This window comes from Priestia filamentosa (assembly GCF_900177535.1).
GTDB lineage: Bacteria > Bacillota > Bacilli > Bacillales > Bacillaceae_H > Bacillus_I > Bacillus_I filamentosa.
The window spans coordinates 98,767-115,158 of record NZ_FXAJ01000008.1 but is presented as its reverse complement, the minus strand read 5'-3'; the positions used below and the strand labels follow the sequence as shown (position 1 = coordinate 115,158).

Sequence of the window (16,392 nt, the reverse complement as noted above, 5' to 3'; positions counted from 1 at the left end):
AATGCAAGCAAGTATCAGCAGAAGCTCAAAAAAATGGGGCGTCGAGCTATTGCCTTAAGCATTATCCTATTAATCTTATTTTGTATCTCTCTCGGCGTCATGTGGATGATAGCAAAAATTCAAGGAGCTCCTCCTCTATCTGTACCTCAAACGACTATTCTTTATAATGCTGATAAATCTCTCTTAGAAGAAATGCATCATGGCCAAAAAAGATATTGGGTTCCAATTGAAAACATTTCTCCTCATGTTATTCAGGCAACTATATCTGTTGAAGATCAGAATTTTTATAATCATCATGGATTTGATCCCAAACGGATTGCAGGTGCTGCTGTTGCTGACTTAAAAGCAATGGCAAAAGTTCAAGGGGCGAGTACTATTACACAGCAATATGCGCGTAACTTGTTTCTTGAGCATGATAAAACATGGATTCGGAAATTGCGGGAAGCATGGTATACAGTCCGGTTAGAAACGAACTATGACAAAGACCATATTTTAGAAGGATATTTAAACACAATCTACTACGGCCATGGGGTATATGGTATAGAAGCAGCTTCTCGGTACTATTTTAATAAGAATGCTTCAAAACTCACACGTAGTGAAGCTTCTATTCTTGCAGGAATCCCAAAGGGGCCAAGCTACTACTCGCCTTTCAATAACCTAGAGAATGCCAAAGAAAGACAGAAAATCATCTTAGCCGCTATGCAAAAAGAAGGTTTTATTACACAAGAAGAAGAGAAGAAGGCTTTTGCTGCTAAGCTTACCTTTCATGAAATAAAAGAGGAAGAAAAGAAAGATATTGCTCCTTATTTTGTTGATGAAGTAAAAAAACAAGTAAAGGAAAAGCTTCATTTAACAAATGAACGTGAACTTCATGGGCTTCGAATCTATACTACTTTAAATCCAAAGCTTCAAAAGCTTGCTGAAAAGAAAGTGGAAAAAACAATTGATCCTGACTCTTCCATTCAAACAGGATTTATTGCTATGAATCCCAAAACAGGTGCTGTAAAAGCATTAATTGGTGGAAAAGATTATGAAGAAAGCCCTTTTAACCGTGCAACTCAAGCAGTGAGACAGCCTGGTTCAACAATGAAAGTACCGCTCTATTACGCAGCTATTGAACATGGACTCACTCCTTCTACATTATTTAAAAGTGAGCCAACCGTTTTTACATTTGGAAAAGGAACAAAAGAAACGCAATACAAACCAAGCAATTACCATGATTACTATGCAAATGATAATATTACACTGTCACAAGCCATCGCTCTTTCTGATAACATTTATGCGGTAAAAACAATGCAGTATATCGGAGTGGATCAGCTTGTTCAAACTTCCAGAGAAATGGGCATTAAAAGCAACATTAAACCTGTTCCTTCTCTCGCCCTCGGCACCTCTCCTGTTCGTCTAAGTGAGATGGTTAATGCATATGGAATGATTGAAAATGGAGGACGAGAAATTGAACCGACCTTTGTAACTAAAGTGGAATCTTATGATGGAAAAGTACTTTATGAAGCACCAAAAGAGCACAAACAAGTCCTTGATGAAGATGCTGCATATGTGACCACACATCTCATGACGGGTATGTTTGATGAGCGTTTAAATGATTATACAACTGTGACAGGGAATTCCATTAACGAAAAAACAACACATATTTATGGCGGGAAATCCGGAACAACACAAACAGATAGCTGGATGATTGGATTTTCTCCAAGCCTTGTAGCAGGTGTATGGACTGGCTATGACAAAGACCAAACAATGGACAAAGTGACAGAAAGAAGCTATGCCAAAAACATTTGGGTTTCGTTTATGGAAGAAGCCCATAAAGGAAAAACAGTTCAAGCCTTCTCGCCATCTAAAGGGGTTGTAGGCGTTCTGGTGAATCCGGACAATGGAAAGCTTGCTACTAAAGACTGTCCAAATACGAGGCTTACTTATTATGTTAAAGGCACAGAGCCAACGGAGTACTGTGATGAACATATGGAACATACCGAAGAGAAGAAACAAGAAAAACAAGAAAAGAAAGAGGAAGATGGATTTTGGAAAAAAGTCCTTCCTTGGGCATAAAAAAGACGTGGAGCTTAAGCTCCACGTCTTTTTTATGCTTCTAGCAGCGCTTTTTTCAGTTCTGGTTCTGAAGCATTCCAAAGTGCTTCATTATGTCCTTTTAAAAATTCACGCAGTAAGTGTTTTGATTTTTCGTCCATATGATCGACAATAATATGGTGTTTCATTGATTTATCCATCCGATTCACATGTTCTGGAAGAGACTTATATCCACGACGTGCTTCACGGTTAACCGTCATTTCACAAGCTGTTACTCCTGCATAATAAGGAGACTCTGGTTTTCTTCCAATCGTTACCCAAACAAGCCAATAAAACTTATCTCCTGCTGGCACTTCTTCACGGTTTGGCAAAAACTTAATTCCTTTTTCAACGACACTACGAGCATGCATTGCACCGATGTCTACAAAAACCTCTTCATCTTCGAGATCAATGAAAACAGGTGAAACATTATCTAAACTAAGAGCTCCAACACCAAATCCCCCATGACCATCTGTTGGGTCACTTTTAATGATATTAAATGCTGCTTTTTTCTTTTTCGGTTGTTGATCCATAAAAAAACTCCTCCTAGCTTGCTTAATTACATTTCCTAAAGAAAGAACGGACCTAATATACGTTCAAATAACCCCATTACACTCGGTATCCCTTGATTATAGATGGGCGAGATTACATATTGATCAAGGGGTGTAATGACAATGATTAAGAATAGCAAAATTCCGTATGATTCATACTGTTTCATCTTTATACGAATATTTGTTGGTGCTAAATCCTCTAATATTCTATACCCATCAAGGGGAGGAAAAGGCAATAAATTAAAGATGAAAAGAAGAATATTAAGCATAATAAATAGGTTAAAGAACTGATAAAGGTACACATTGTTTGGAGCTACTTGTGCATAAATAAGAATATAAAAGCACAGCGTCCCAATAAAAGCTAATATAAGATTGCTTAGCGGTCCTGCAATGGATACAAGAACACCCGCAAGTCTCGGACGCTTAAAGTTCCGAGGGTTAACAGGAACAGGCCTCGCCCATCCAAATCCTGCAATAATAAGCAGAAGTGTTCCAAATGGATCTAGATGGGAAATGGGTGATAGCGTTAACCTTCCTTCATTCTTCGCTGTTGAATCACCAAATAGATTGGCTATAAAGGCATGCGAGAATTCATGAATTGTAAAAGCTATAATAAGAGTGATTACAACAAAAGGCATTTGTTGTAATGGAAATGCTAAAAACTGTTCCACATCATTTCTCCTCTACACCATATTTTAAATTTCAACTTCTTGCCCTTAGTATACTATATTAGAGTCTTCTCTTCATGCAAATGGAAAGGTATGATTTTTCTTTCTAATTATAAAAGAAAGAGCTACACTAAATAATGATATCTATTTTAAGGAGGAACTAATATGCCATATGTAACAGTAAAAATGTTAGAAGGTCGCACAGATGAGCAAAAACGTGCTCTTGTTGAGAAAGTAACGGAGGCTGTTGTGGAAACAACAGGTGCTTCTAAAGAGAAAGTAGCCGTTATTATTGAAGAAATGAGTAAAAACAACTATGGTGTTGCCGGAAAGCGTATAAGTGATCAATAAAAAAAGAGGCTCTATTCGAGAGCCTCTTTTATAGTGGAGAATGAATTGTCTCACGAAGAGACGAGATATAACTATATGCATCATTAACCTCTTCTTGTGTATAATGCTGTTTGCTTTTTAATGTGAATACTTTTTCCGCCACTTCTTCAGGTGGTAACGTTTCAAAGTAAAGAACGGTTGAAACAAGTTCAAGAAACCTTGAGCTTTGTTCATTCATGCTTTTCACACAATCATTCAAGAAAGGAAAATCTAAATCCTGGTGATGCTCTAGAAATATTTCCCCCTCTTGAGTTAGCTCATAGCGGTACTGCATATAACCACCTTTGTTTTCTTTTACTTCTGTCAAAAACCCTAAATTACAAAGCTCTTCAACTCGAAGCGTCAATTCTTCTGAATATGGTCCAAAAAAATGAAAGTTGTATTTCTCATAAAACGGATAGTCTAGCTTCTTTGCAATAAAAATCATTTTCTGCAGCTTTTTTCGCCCAATAATCTCTCCTGCAGATAAAAACACTTTAATAATTTTAGCATGATCCTTCAACAAGGCCCCTTCAACTCCTATGCTTCAAAAAATTTCATTGGAAGCTTGTCTCTCGTAGCTTTAACGCTCTCTATTTTTAGTCTATTTAATAGAGTATCACGTTCATTTTTGCTCGTCACCCTAGCAAAATCTTAGAAATGTAACGTAAAACTTAAGATTATGCCCTTTTATCTCATTTCTTCAAACAAGAGCTTACGAATTTGCTCCTTGACTTTTCGTTTTGAGGATAGTTGGTCAATTGCATCCTGAGGGAAATAGAGCTTATGATCCGTTCTCTTCTTCCCTGAAATAGCTTCAACAATTTCAGACTGACGAGAAAGCTCACGTAATTCCCCACTTGGCATTAATAAATGGATTGGTAGACGCTCTTCTTCTTCACCAGGACGGTAAAAGTCATATGGAAGATCACTGGATGAATCAATCACTAAATAATAATCTGGATCTATCCCTGCTTTTTTGAAAAGCTGTGTCAGTTCCATCCACATCTTCATTTTCACCTGTGAATTTGGATTGAATTCAATATACTTGAATAAATTGCGGTTAAGAAAACGACGGCAAAGATCTGACAAAATAGCATCATCTTCTTCTTGCCATGTTTGAAAATAAAACATAATAATGGATTCATCTAACTTTACATAATCCTCAACAGTGACTTTTCCTTCAAAAATAGAATAAAAGTGACGCGGAGGCTGCTTGAATTCATAGTTCTTTTCATATAAATGTTTAGCTCGGTGGAGAATTTTCGTTAAAATTACTTCAGCACTTCTTGTTACAGGGTGGAAATAGATTTGCCAATACATTTGATAACGGCTCATAATATAATCCTCAACGGCATGCATTCCACTATGTTTAATAACAACCTGATCTTCCCTTGGACGCATAACACGAAGGATTCGTTCCATGTCAAAGTGACCATAACTAACTCCTGTAAAATAGGCATCACGCTGCAAATAATCCATCCGATCCGCATCAATTTGGCTTGAAATTAAACTAACAACAAGTTTATTTCGATATGTCTTAGCAATTACTTCTGCTACATCTTTGGGGAATCTATTTCCCATTCGGCGTAGAACTGCGTTAACTTCTGTATCTCCTAGAATAATTGCTTGGGTAAAATCCTCATGATCGAGATGAAAAACTTTTTCAAAAGAGTGCGAGAAAGGACCATGTCCTAAATCGTGCAAAAGAGCAGCACAAAGACTTACCAGGCGTTCATTGTTATCCCACTCTTCCCTATCTTGAAAAACATCATCTACAATTCGGCGAATAATTTCATATACTCCTAGAGAGTGATTAAAACGGCTGTGCTCGGCTCCATGAAACGTCATATAAGTAGTTCCAAGCTGGCGAATCCGCCGAAGTCGCTGAAACTCTGCCGTACCAATTAAATCCCAGATCAGTTTATCTCGAACATGAACATAACGATGAACTGGATCTTTAAATACTTTTTCTTCACTTAGTTTTCCACTTGGATATGTCGTCATCTAGTTACCTCTCTATTTTTAAGCTTCTGTTATGTTAATTCCATTCGACAAAAGGTTGTTAATTCCTATATTGACTCTAAAACTTTCGGTTTTAAGATGAGAGAGGAAAAAGAATGAACCTAAACGTGAAAAATCACCCTTGTGAAACAAACAAAGGCGATTTTTATTTCTTCATCTTCTTTTCAACTTTATGAATCAGCTCATCTTCACTCAAAGCTGCAACAGGACGATTATTTACAAATGCAAAAGATTTCTTTCGACCTGGGCCACAGTAAGACTGGCACCCTATTTTAATCTCCGCATTAGGATCTACTTTTTTAAGCTTTGGTACTAACGTTTTTATATCTGTTGCTTGGCAATCATCACAAATGCGAAATTCATTTGCCATTGTTATACCTTCCCTTCTTCACCATACCATTAAACCTAAAGGGTATTTTACCGCTAAATATAGCCTATTGCAAGCCCTACTTGTGCTTAACAAATGTCGGTAAAATTCCTTCTCTACTCCTATAAAAATCCTATTATCTTTCTGCAAGTTTGGTATAAAGTACATTCTTTCTGTCAAACATATAACTAACAACATAATTCTTACAGCAAATAAAAGAAAGAAACTAAGGGAGTTGGTTTTACAATGAAAGAGCGTCAAGATGCATGGACAGAAGAAAATGATTTATTGCTAGCAGAAACAGTGCTTCGTCATGTTCGCGAAGGAAGTACACAGTTGAATGCTTTTGAGGAAGTAGGAGATGAATTAAACCGTACATCAGCAGCGTGTGGTTTCCGCTGGAATGCCGTTGTACGTCATCGTTATGAGAAAGCTCTATCACTAGCTAAAAAGCAGCGCAAACAGCGCCAGCGTGTTCTTGGACAGGAACAGGGTAAAAAGAGATTACTTTATAACCCGCCTGTACCAACGTTAGAAGATATTAGTGAAACAGTATCTACTGATACTTACCAAGAATATGAGTTAATGCCATATGAACAAGAAGATAATCAGCATGAAGTGGAAAGAGAAATGGAAACTAAAAGTATTCAGCAACCTATCAGTTCTCCCCGTGAGGAAGGTAGCGAGATTCATGAAGTTATTCAATTTTTGAGAAACCTAGAAGGTCGTCAAAGCAACTCACAAGCTTACCGAGCAGAAAATGAGCGCTTAAAACGTGAAAACGAGCAGCTTACGCAAGAAAATCTTATGCTAAAATCAAAAGTTGCGAAGCTTGAACAAGATACAACTACTATTCAAGAAGACTACGAAACATTAATGAAAATTATGAACCGCGCTCGACAGTTTGTTCTTTTTGAAGATGATGATCGCCAAGCTACAAAATTTAAAATGGATCGCAATGGTAATCTTGAGAAAATGGCTGAATAATGAATCCCTTTATCACATTCCCAAGGAGAGTGAACGCATCTTATTTCAAAGACGTTCATTCTCTTTTTGGTTTGAGCAAGCAGCGAATAAAACTGTGCTATAATAACGATGTTAAAGCTAGTTAAAGGAGCACATATTATGAATCAAGCCGTAGAGTTATTATCACAGCCAACATGGCGTATTATTGATCAGACAAGTTTAGGTCCTGCTTTTGATGCTCGCCAATCGTTTGCCATGGACGACATGCTTTGCACAGTTGTTGGTTCATTTTCATCCCCACCTACAATGAGATCATGGGTTCATCATCAAACAATCGTTCTTGGTATTCAAGATACACGTCTGCCATATTTGAAAGATGGGCTTTCTTATCTCCATGACCAAGGGTTCAAAGCCATTGTCCGTAATTCTGGTGGCCTTGCGGTCGTGTTAGATGAAGAAGTACTAAACATCTCTCTCCTCTTCCCAGAAGCAAAAATTGATATTGATCGTGGATATGATGCAATGTGGGAACTTATTAAATATATTTTTAAAGATTATAACGTTGAGATTGAAGCAAAAGAAATTGTTGGGTCATACTGTCCTGGTAGCTATGATCTAAGCATTAATGGAAAAAAGTTTGCAGGGATTTCACAGCGTCGTATTCGAAAAGGAATTGCTGTGCAAATCTATCTTTGCGTTGATAGAAGTGGTTCAGAGCGCGCCAAACTTATTCAGCAGTTTTATGAAAGAGCCCTTAAAAAAGAAGAAACTAAATTTACGTATCCAACGATTAAACCAGAAACAATGGCTTCTCTTACAGAACTATTGGGAGAAAAAATGACAGTGAACGATGTAATGTATAAAGTTCTAAGTACGTTGAAATCTCTCGGTAGCAAACTAACAACAAGGGAACTTTCTGAAGAAGAACAATCTCTGTTCCAACAAAATCTACAGCGTATTTATGATCGAAACGAAAAAGCATTTCGATAAAAAAGAAGCTCCTTTATAAAAAGGAGCTTCTTTGCTTTTATTACAGTGCTTGAGCTGAAGTAATAATAGCTAATTTGTACACATCTTCCTCACTGCAGCCGCGTGAAAGATCGTTTACTGGTTTATTTAACCCTTGAAGAATTGGTCCAACTGCTTCAAAGTTACCTAAACGTTGAGCAATTTTGTATCCAATGTTTCCTGCTTCAAGACTTGGGAATACAAATACGTTTGCATCACCTTTTAAAACAGAATCTGGAGCTTTCTTTGCCGCTACTTCTGGAACGAAAGCAGCATCGAATTGGAATTCTCCATCTAACACAAGTGTTGGGTTTTTCTCTTTCGCAATTGTTACAGCGTCTGCTACTTTCTCTGTTTCAGGAGATTTTGCTGATCCTTTCGTTGAGAAGCTTAACATTGCTACTTGTGGTGTAATACCAAACATGTCTGCAGTATTTGCACTTTCAATTGCAATCTCAGCTAAATCTTGGCTGTCTGGAGCAATGTTGATTGCGCAGTCAGCAAATACGTAGCGCTCTTCACCACGAACCATGATAAATACGCCAGATGTCTTTTTCACACCTTGTTTTGTTTTGATGATTTGAAGCGCTGGACGAACTGTATCTGCTGTTGAGTGCGCAGCACCGCTTACAAGGCCATCTGCTTTGTCCATATGAACAAGCATTGTCCCAAAATAGTTTTCATCTAGAAGAATTTTACGTGCATCCTCTTCTGTTGCTTTTCCATTACGGCGCTCTACGAATGAAGCAACCATTTCTTCAAATCCTTCATAGTTTTGAGGATCATATACTGTTACCCCTTCTAAAGATGCATTGATCTCGCCTGCTTTCTTTGCAACCTCTTCCTGGCTTCCAATCACAATTGGAGTTACAAGACCATCTGCAGCAAGACGGCTTACCGCTCCTAATACACGCTCATCTAGTCCTTCTGGAAATACGATACGAATATTTTGACCTTTTACTTTGTCTTTTAATGATGAGAATAAATCACTCACACTAACGTCCTCCTTTAATAGAAATCATTTTTATTTATGTAACATTCCCTCTTTTACTAGGATAGCTCTTTTAAAGTTAAATGCAAAGGAATCTGACAAAACAATGTCGAATTAGTAAAGTTATTTCAATTTTGAATATTCAAAATTAGTGTTTCTCTCTACTACCATAGACCAATCTGAATGCTTGTATGTTTCCCCCTGTTTCCTTTTTTTAACCCTCATTTCACAAAATATTCACCGAATTTATAGGTGTTCAATTCAGAAATATCGGTTAGACTGTGCTATAGTTGGAATAGATGCTAAAAACCCATATATAGGAGTGAAAACATTATGGTAGAACCAGCTCAAACACTAGATGGTTGGTATAGTCTTCATGACTTACGCGCAATGGACTGGGCAGCTTGGAAAATGCTAACGAGCGATGAACGTCAAGCAGCTCTTCATGAATTTCAGGGGCTCATGGAAAAATGGAACAACGTACAAAAAGCAGAGCAAGGAAGCCACGTTGTATACAAGGTAATCGGGCAAAAAGCAGATATTATGTTTATGTTCCTGCGCCCTACAATGGCTGAACTAAATGATATTGAAACAGAGTTTAATAAAACGAAATTAGCCGAGTTTCTAATTCCAACATATTCGTACGTTTCAGTTGTTGAACTTGGCTCATATATGGCTAAAGAAGGAGAAGACCCTTATGAGAACCCACATATTCGTTCTCGTCTATATCCTATCCTTCCTCAAACAGATTATATTTGCTTCTATCCAATGGATAAGCGCCGTCAAGGTGATGACAACTGGTACCGTCTTGAAATGGACGAGCGTAGCAAATTAATGTATAGCCACGGTATGATTGGTCGTCAATATGCTGGAAAAGTAAAACAGATTATCACAGGTTCAGTTGGATTTGATGATTACGAATGGGGAGTTACTTTATTCGCCGATGATGTTTTGCAATTTAAAAAGTTAATTTACGAAATGCGTTTTGATGAAGTAAGCTCTCGTTACGGGGAATTTGGTAGCTTCTTTGTTGGGCATCGTCTAACAGAAGAAGGAATTTCTCCATTTTTCCACGTATAAAATATATGCATAAAAAGCTGAAGAAGGGGTCTTCCCTTCTTCAGCTTTTTCTCGTTTCCATTCTTTAAAAATCATCATATCCCCCCGCTCGCCTACATAATAATGAAATAGCGGCTAAAGAGAATGATATTTAGCTCTGTAAAACCAGTATATATTCGGGCTTATAAGCCTTCTGAAAGGCTTGAAACCTAAAAGCTTATACATTTTCTTTAAGGAGGAATTGGATAATGGCTAAATCAAAATCGTCGAATCAACCTGAGCAAGGAGGGCAAGGATATGGTGCATATCCACCATACTATGCTCCTTACTATGGATTTCCCTATGACCAGTATGGCTTTGCTCCACCTTCTATAAGGCAGGCTTCTGGGCAAATGTCTAGCAACGGAGGGCAAGGACAACAAAGTCAACAAGGACAACAAGGACAGATGGGGCAAGGACAGATGGGGCAAGGAATGGGGATACCGATGATGCCACAAGGTCAAATGGGGCAAGGGCAGCAAGGTGCACCAGGTCAAAACGTTCCAGGGATGCTACCTCTTCAAGAATCTTATATTGAAAATATATTACGTCTCAACAGAGGAAAAGTAGCTACTGTTTATATGACTTTCGAAAATAATAGAGATAAAACATTCAAAGGTGTAGTTGAAGCTGCAGGACGTGACCACATTATTCTAAGCGATCCTCGTACAGGAATGCGCTATATTCTTCTCATGGTTTATCTTGATTACATTACGTTTGATGAAGAGATTGAATACCAATATCCATTTGGAAACTCCACTTCAATTAGTACTTATCCTTCACGCTAAAAAAAACCCTGCTTCTTTAGCAGGGTTCTTTTTATAAAAGTTTAGCAGCTGCAATTACGATTAGAAGCCACGCAACAATGAACGCCACTCCTCCAATTGGTGTAATGGCCCCAAGGATACCGATACCGCTTAATGTTAAGATGTATAAGCTTCCTGAGAAGAAAATAATCCCAACTAACATTACCCAACCTGAGGAAGAAATTAAGCTAGACTGTGGAAATAAATTTGCTAGAAAAGCTACAACGAAAAGACCAAAAGCATGGAACATATGGTACTGTACCCCTGTTTTCCACACTTCTAGATATTTTTCTGAAACTCGGCCTTCTAATCCATGTGCTCCGAACGCACCTAATCCAACAGCAAGCATCGCATTAATAGCTCCCAATATTAAAAATATCTTCATTTTTCTCTCCCCTATGTAGTAAAAAGTATTTGATTTCTACAGTTCTTAAAAGTCAAAAAGACTGTCTCCATTAGATCCATCATTCTCTTCCACTTTGTTTGGTGGATTTGTTGGAGAACCTTGTTGGTAATTAGAAAATGTTTGGATACTTGAAACAGGAGAAGCCTCTGCTTTCTTAGAGATAGACGAAGAAGGAGACTGTTCACCAATAGCAAGTTCACAAAGCGTTTTTATCGCAATTAAATGATCTCGAACTTTGCCACCCTCTCCTGCCGAGTTTTTCTCTTTGGCTTCCGTTACTTCTGTCTGTAATTTATTTAACACATGTTGTATGGAAATATCGGCCATTATTACACCTCATTTTTAGTTTGCTTATCCTTTACTATTGTATCAAAACATTCTTTTCTCCTCTATACTCTTCCTTATTCTCTATTTTCAATTTGCCAATCAATCGGTTCTTGATTTGTTTCCTTTAAGAACTCATTTGTTTTTGAGAAATGATGGCTCCCAAAGAATCCTCTATTTGCAGAAAGTGGGCTTGGGTGAGGGCCTTCTAGAATTAGATGGTGATCTTTTATAAGTGCTTTTTTCTGTCTTGCATTGTTTCCCCATAATAAGAAAACCATTGGCTTCTCACGTTCAGAGAGCTTTTCAATAATTTTGTTTGTGAAGTTCTCCCATCCTTTTCCTTTATGAGAGTTTGGTTTTCCTTCTCTTACCGTTAAGACCGTGTTTAGCATAAGGACTCCTTGTTCAGCCCATTTTACTAAATAGCCGTTGTTTGGAATATAGCATCCAACATCCTGCTTTAGTTCTTTGTAAATATTCATAAGGGATGGTGGTGTTTTCACTCCTGGTTGAACAGAGAAGCTTAATCCATGGGCTTGGCCAGGACCATGGTAAGGATCTTGACCTAATATCACAACCTTTGTATCTTTATAAGCTGTGTAGTGAAGAGCATTGTAGATATCATACATATCTGGATATATCGTTTGTGTTTTGTATTCCTCAACTAGAAACTCACGAAGTTCCTTATAATAAGTTTTTTCAAATTCCTCTGCTAATATCTCTTGCCAATCATTTTTCAAAATGGTCATTTTAACACCTCTCAATAAATTTTTTAAAAATAAAGACAACTGGTAACTTCCTGTTCTTGACTTTAAGCTCTCTTCGCTACCGTATCTCTATCTTTTTACACATAAACTTTACTTTGTCTTATCAAGATTAAGTACAAAATACTTTTAAAGTAAAAGAAAACATGGAATAATAGGTACAAGCCATTAATGAAAGAATACTGTTTTTATAACTCTATTCTTTTTAAAATTATTACATATTTCATACGTAATTCAAAATAAAGTGAGGTTAGAGATGCGATGACAACGAGTTCAAATCCGAAATCAATTATTGTAATCTTTGGAGCTACTGGTGATTTAGCAAAACGCAAGCTATTCCCTTCTATTTACCGCTTATATCGCAACGGGAAAATATCTGAAGACTTTGCTGTTGTAGGCGTGGCAAGAAGACCATGGTCAAATGATACATTTCGTGACAATGTAAAAGAATCTGTTAAAGGGTTAAATGGCAAAGACATTGAGGAGTTTTCTTCTCATTTTTATTATCAGCCATTTGATGTAACAGACCTAGAATCCTATCAGAAGTTAAACAGCTTATTAACAGATCTTGATGAGCAATATCATACTGAAGGCAACCGAATTTTCTATTTAGCAATGGCACCAGAGTTTTTCGGTCCAATTGCAGAAAATTTAAAATCTGAAGGTGTTACAAATACAAATGGATGGTCAAGACTTGTTATTGAGAAACCTTTTGGTCATGATTATCAGTCAGCTGAAGTACTAAACAACCAAATTCGTCATGCTTTTAGCGAAGATCAAATCTATCGTATTGATCACTACCTTGGAAAAGATATGGTTCAAAACATTGAGGTTATTCGTTTTGCTAATGCTTTATTTGAACCGATGTGGAATAACCAATATATTTCAAATATTCAAATTACATCGAGTGAGACACTTGGTGTTGAAGATCGTGGACGCTATTACGAGACGTCTGGTGCCCTGCGTGACATGGTTCAGAACCATATGCTACAAATGGTGGCACTTCTTGCAATGGAACCCCCAATTAACTTAACAACAGAAGAAATTCGTAGTGAAAAAGTCAAAGTACTACGCGGACTTCGCCAAATTTCTGCGGAGAATTTAAATGACTATGTTGTACGCGGACAATACGGAGCTGGTGTTGTTGAAGAGGATAATGTAAAAGGCTATCGAGAAGAAAACGCAGTTGACGAACAATCAAATACAGAAACATTTGTTGCAGCTAAGCTCATGATTGATAACTTCCGCTGGGCTGGAGTGCCATTCTATATTCGTACAGGTAAACGTATGAGAGAAAAATCAACAAAAATTGTTGTTCAATTTAAGGATCTACCAATGAATCTTTATAAGAATAAAGGAAAAAGCATTCATCCAAATTTACTTGTTATTCATATTCAACCAGATGAAGGTATTACGCTTCACTTAAATGCACGCAAAGAAAGTGGTGCTGATCCTTCAACTTCTACACCAATTGAACTTGATTACTGCAATAACTGCGGAGATAAAATTAATACGCCTGAAGCTTATGAGCGTCTTTTATATGATTGCATGAATGGAGATGCAACAAACTTCACGCATTGGGAAGAAGTAGCCCTTTCTTGGAAATTTGTTGACAATATTTCAGCAGCATGGGCGAATGAAAAAGCAACAAACTTCCCAAACTATGAATCAGGATCAATGGGACCAAAAGAAGCAGATGCTCTTTTAGCAGAGAATGGTTTCCACTGGTGGGATATTAACTCGCACAAAGGTTTTTAATTACTAGCATAGAAAGTGAGAGGAGTTTCTCAATGAAGTTTTATGATGTGACAATGTCGATTCATGAAAGTATGATGGTTTATAAAGATAAAGCAGAAAAAAAGCCAGTTTTTAATACGAGTACGAACGGTCATGTAACAGAAACGAAAATAACGATGGATGCCCATACAGGTACCCATATAGACTCTCCTCTCCATATGATTAATGAGGGAGACACATTTGAAACGATCCCTCTTGATCGTTTTATCACAAAATGTAAAGTCCTTGATTTGACCACTGTTGAAGATGGAATTACGGCACGCCACCTCGAGCCTTTTGAGATTGAACAAAATGACTTTCTTGTTTTAAAAACAACTAATTCTTTTCATGAGAAAAATGAATTTGATCATGAATTTGTTTACTTAAAAGAAGATGGTGCAAAGTATCTGATTGATAAAGGTATTAAAGGTGTTGCTACAGATGGTCTTGGCATTGAACGTAGCCAACCAGATCATAGTACACACCGCTCTCTCTTTAAAGAGAAAATCGTTATTATGGAAGGCTTCTCTTTAAAGGATGTACCACAAGGAGAATATTTGATGATTGCTGCACCTATTAAAGTAACCGGTATTGAAGCAGCTCCTGCTCGTGTTTTCCTTGTTGAAGGAATGGAAGATATCGATATCCAATTTGCATAAAAAAAGACGCTCAAGCTTGAGCGTCTTTTTTACGTTTATTTTTCTAACCATTCTGTATGGAAAATACCGTCTTTATCAATACGTTGATACGTATGTGCACCGAAATAATCACGCTGCGCTTGAAGTAAGTTTGCTGGTAATGTTTCTGTGCGGTAGCTATCATAGTAAGCTAGTGCACTAGAGAATCCTGGTACAGGAATTCCGTGTTTTACAGCAAGAGAAATCACTTCACGTAACGCTGATTGGTAGCCTTCCACAATCTCTTTGAAATATGGATCCAGAAGTAAGTTTGTTAGAGCTGATTCACGATCATATGCATCTTTAATTTTTTGTAGGAATTGTGCGCGAATAATACAACCACCACGGAAGATCATAGCGATATCTCCGTAGCTTAAGTTCCAATCGTACTCTTCAGATGCTGAACGCATTTGTGCGAATCCTTGAGCATATGAACAAATCTTACTCATATAAAGAGCTTTACGGATAGCTTCTACAAATTCAGCTTTATCCCCTTCAAATGCTGAAGCTTCTGGTCCGCTTAGTACTTTACTTGCTTTCACACGCTCTTCTTTCATTGCAGAAAGGAAACGTGAAAATACAGATTCTGTGATAATCGGAAGTGGTACACCTAGGTCAAGAGAGCTTTGGCTTGTCCATTTTCCTGTTCCTTTTTGACCTGCTGTATCTAAAATCACGTCAACAAGTGGTTTACCTGTTTCTTCATCAACTTTTGTGAAGATATCAGCAGTAATTTCGATAAGGTAGCTGTCAAGCTCACCTTTATTCCATTCAGAGAATACTTCATGCAACTCCTGTGCCTCTAGACCTAAAAGATTTTTCATAATGAAATATGCTTCACAAATCAGCTGCATATCGCCATACTCAATTCCATTATGAACCATTTTTACGTAGTGACCTGCTCCATTTGGTCCAATATATGTGCAGCAAGAATCGCCATCAACTTTTGCTGAAATAGCTTCTAGAATAGGCTCTACAAGCTCGTACGCTTCTTTTTGTCCACCAGGCATGATAGATGGTCCTTTAAGCGCTCCTTCTTCCCCACCTGAAACTCCTGTTCCAATAAAGTGGATCCCTTCTTTTTCAAGCTCTTCATTACGACGAATTGTATCTTTAAAGAATGTATTTCCGCCATCGATTAAAATATCTTCTTTATCTAAATAAGGCTTTAATGATTCAATTGTTGCATCTGTTGCTGGTCCTGCTTTAACCATTAACAAGATTTTACGTGGTTTTTCAAGAGAGTTAACAAACTCTTCTACGCTATATGTACCAACGAAATTTTTACCTTCTGCTTCATTTTTTAAAAACTCTTCTGTTTTCTCTGGAGAACGGTTAAAAACAGAAACTGAATACCCTCGACTTTCAATGTTAAGAGCAAGGTTTTTACCCATAACAGCCAAGCCAATAACACCAATTTGTTGTTTTGACATACTTTCTCTTCCCTTCTGTAATTAAAATATAGAGTGAATTTGCCCTAGCACATTTTGCATAGGCAAAACGTTATTTTAAAA

General features: G+C 37.4%; 18 protein-coding genes. 8 read left to right on the top strand and 10 right to left on the bottom strand.

The window, feature by feature from the left end; translation table 11 throughout:
- Positions 1-33: 33 nt before the first annotated feature.
- Entirely contained in the window at positions 34-2,061 is a 2,028-nt protein-coding gene (mtgA, locus tag B9N79_RS21915; RefSeq protein WP_240516719.1) for a monofunctional biosynthetic peptidoglycan transglycosylase, read from the top strand.
- 32 nt (positions 2,062-2,093) lie between these two features.
- Here the strand turns inward: mtgA and B9N79_RS21910 are convergent, their stop codons facing one another.
- On the bottom strand, positions 2,094-2,612 hold the full coding sequence (locus B9N79_RS21910) for a YwhD family protein (protein WP_040060371.1): 519 nt from the start codon (positions 2,610-2,612) through the stop codon (positions 2,094-2,096).
- A 35-nt stretch (positions 2,613-2,647) separates the two neighbouring features.
- Positions 2,648-3,301 (bottom strand): site-2 protease family protein, encoded by a 654-nt coding sequence (locus B9N79_RS21905; RefSeq protein WP_019394753.1) that lies wholly within the window; start codon positions 3,299-3,301, stop codon positions 2,648-2,650.
- Between the two features lie 162 nt (positions 3,302-3,463).
- On the opposite strand from B9N79_RS21905, the gene B9N79_RS21900 reads away from it, so the two are divergent.
- Entirely contained in the window at positions 3,464-3,649 is a 186-nt protein-coding gene (locus tag B9N79_RS21900; protein WP_019394752.1) for a 2-hydroxymuconate tautomerase, read from the top strand.
- 28 nt (positions 3,650-3,677) lie between these two features.
- Here the strand turns inward: B9N79_RS21900 and B9N79_RS21895 are convergent, their stop codons facing one another.
- The 3 genes from B9N79_RS21895 to B9N79_RS21885 form a co-directional block, all read right to left on the bottom strand.
- Positions 3,678-4,193, bottom strand: a complete 516-nt coding sequence (locus tag B9N79_RS21895) for a YwgA family protein (protein ID WP_019394751.1) — start codon at positions 4,191-4,193, stop codon at positions 3,678-3,680.
- A gap of 164 nt (positions 4,194-4,357) precedes the next feature.
- Positions 4,358-5,674 carry an HD domain-containing protein gene (locus B9N79_RS21890; protein ID WP_040060374.1) on the bottom strand — a complete coding sequence of 439 codons (1,317 nt, stop codon included), beginning with the start codon at positions 5,672-5,674 and terminating at the stop codon, positions 4,358-4,360.
- Between the two features lie 163 nt (positions 5,675-5,837).
- Positions 5,838-6,062 carry a YuzB family protein gene (locus B9N79_RS21885; protein ID WP_019394749.1) on the bottom strand — a complete coding sequence of 75 codons (225 nt, stop codon included), beginning with the start codon at positions 6,060-6,062 and terminating at the stop codon, positions 5,838-5,840.
- A 243-nt stretch (positions 6,063-6,305) separates the two neighbouring features.
- On the opposite strand from B9N79_RS21885, the gene B9N79_RS21880 reads away from it, so the two are divergent.
- Positions 6,306-7,046, top strand: a complete 741-nt coding sequence (locus B9N79_RS21880; RefSeq protein ID WP_040060377.1) for an RsfA family transcriptional regulator — start codon at positions 6,306-6,308, stop codon at positions 7,044-7,046.
- 138 nt (positions 7,047-7,184) lie between these two features.
- Positions 7,185-8,015 (top strand): octanoyl-[GcvH]:protein N-octanoyltransferase, encoded by an 831-nt coding sequence (gene lipL, locus B9N79_RS21875; protein WP_046218048.1) that lies wholly within the window; start codon positions 7,185-7,187, stop codon positions 8,013-8,015.
- A 40-nt stretch (positions 8,016-8,055) separates the two neighbouring features.
- Here the strand turns inward: lipL and pta are convergent, their stop codons facing one another.
- Positions 8,056-9,027: a phosphate acetyltransferase gene (gene pta / locus B9N79_RS21870; RefSeq protein WP_019394746.1), complete on the bottom strand. Its 972-nt coding sequence runs from the start codon at positions 9,025-9,027 to the stop codon at positions 8,056-8,058.
- 330 nt (positions 9,028-9,357) lie between these two features.
- Here pta and hemQ point away from each other — a divergent pair, with 330 nt between their 5' ends.
- A complete protein-coding gene (gene hemQ, locus B9N79_RS21865) occupies positions 9,358-10,104 on the top strand; it encodes a hydrogen peroxide-dependent heme synthase (RefSeq protein WP_019394745.1) in 747 nt (248 codons plus the stop codon).
- 227 nt (positions 10,105-10,331) lie between these two features.
- Positions 10,332-10,910, top strand: coding sequence for a spore coat protein GerQ (gene gerQ / locus B9N79_RS21860; RefSeq protein ID WP_040060381.1), 579 nt, complete (start codon positions 10,332-10,334; stop codon positions 10,908-10,910).
- Between the two features lie 31 nt (positions 10,911-10,941).
- Here the strand turns inward: gerQ and B9N79_RS21855 are convergent, their stop codons facing one another.
- The 3 genes from B9N79_RS21855 to B9N79_RS21845 all read right to left on the bottom strand — a co-directional run bounded on the left by B9N79_RS21855 (position 10,942) and on the right by B9N79_RS21845 (position 12,410).
- A complete protein-coding gene (locus B9N79_RS21855; protein ID WP_019394743.1) occupies positions 10,942-11,313 on the bottom strand; it encodes a DUF423 domain-containing protein in 372 nt (123 codons plus the stop codon).
- A 45-nt stretch (positions 11,314-11,358) separates the two neighbouring features.
- Complete coding sequence (locus B9N79_RS21850) at positions 11,359-11,661, bottom strand: YwdI family protein (protein WP_040060383.1); 303 nt, start codon at positions 11,659-11,661, stop codon at positions 11,359-11,361.
- A gap of 74 nt (positions 11,662-11,735) precedes the next feature.
- Positions 11,736-12,410: a uracil-DNA glycosylase gene (locus B9N79_RS21845; protein WP_026009742.1), complete on the bottom strand. Its 675-nt coding sequence runs from the start codon at positions 12,408-12,410 to the stop codon at positions 11,736-11,738.
- Between the two features lie 276 nt (positions 12,411-12,686).
- Here B9N79_RS21845 and zwf point away from each other — a divergent pair, with 276 nt between their 5' ends.
- Positions 12,687-14,183 carry a glucose-6-phosphate dehydrogenase gene (zwf, locus tag B9N79_RS21840; protein ID WP_019394740.1) on the top strand — a complete coding sequence of 499 codons (1,497 nt, stop codon included), beginning with the start codon at positions 12,687-12,689 and terminating at the stop codon, positions 14,181-14,183.
- A 32-nt stretch (positions 14,184-14,215) separates the two neighbouring features.
- Positions 14,216-14,860 carry a cyclase family protein gene (locus B9N79_RS21835; protein ID WP_040060387.1) on the top strand — a complete coding sequence of 215 codons (645 nt, stop codon included), beginning with the start codon at positions 14,216-14,218 and terminating at the stop codon, positions 14,858-14,860.
- A 35-nt stretch (positions 14,861-14,895) separates the two neighbouring features.
- On the opposite strand, the gene gndA is transcribed toward B9N79_RS21835, so the two are convergent.
- Complete coding sequence (gene gndA, locus B9N79_RS21830; protein WP_019394738.1) at positions 14,896-16,311, bottom strand: NADP-dependent phosphogluconate dehydrogenase; 1,416 nt, start codon at positions 16,309-16,311, stop codon at positions 14,896-14,898.
- Positions 16,312-16,392: the final 81 nt, after the last annotated feature.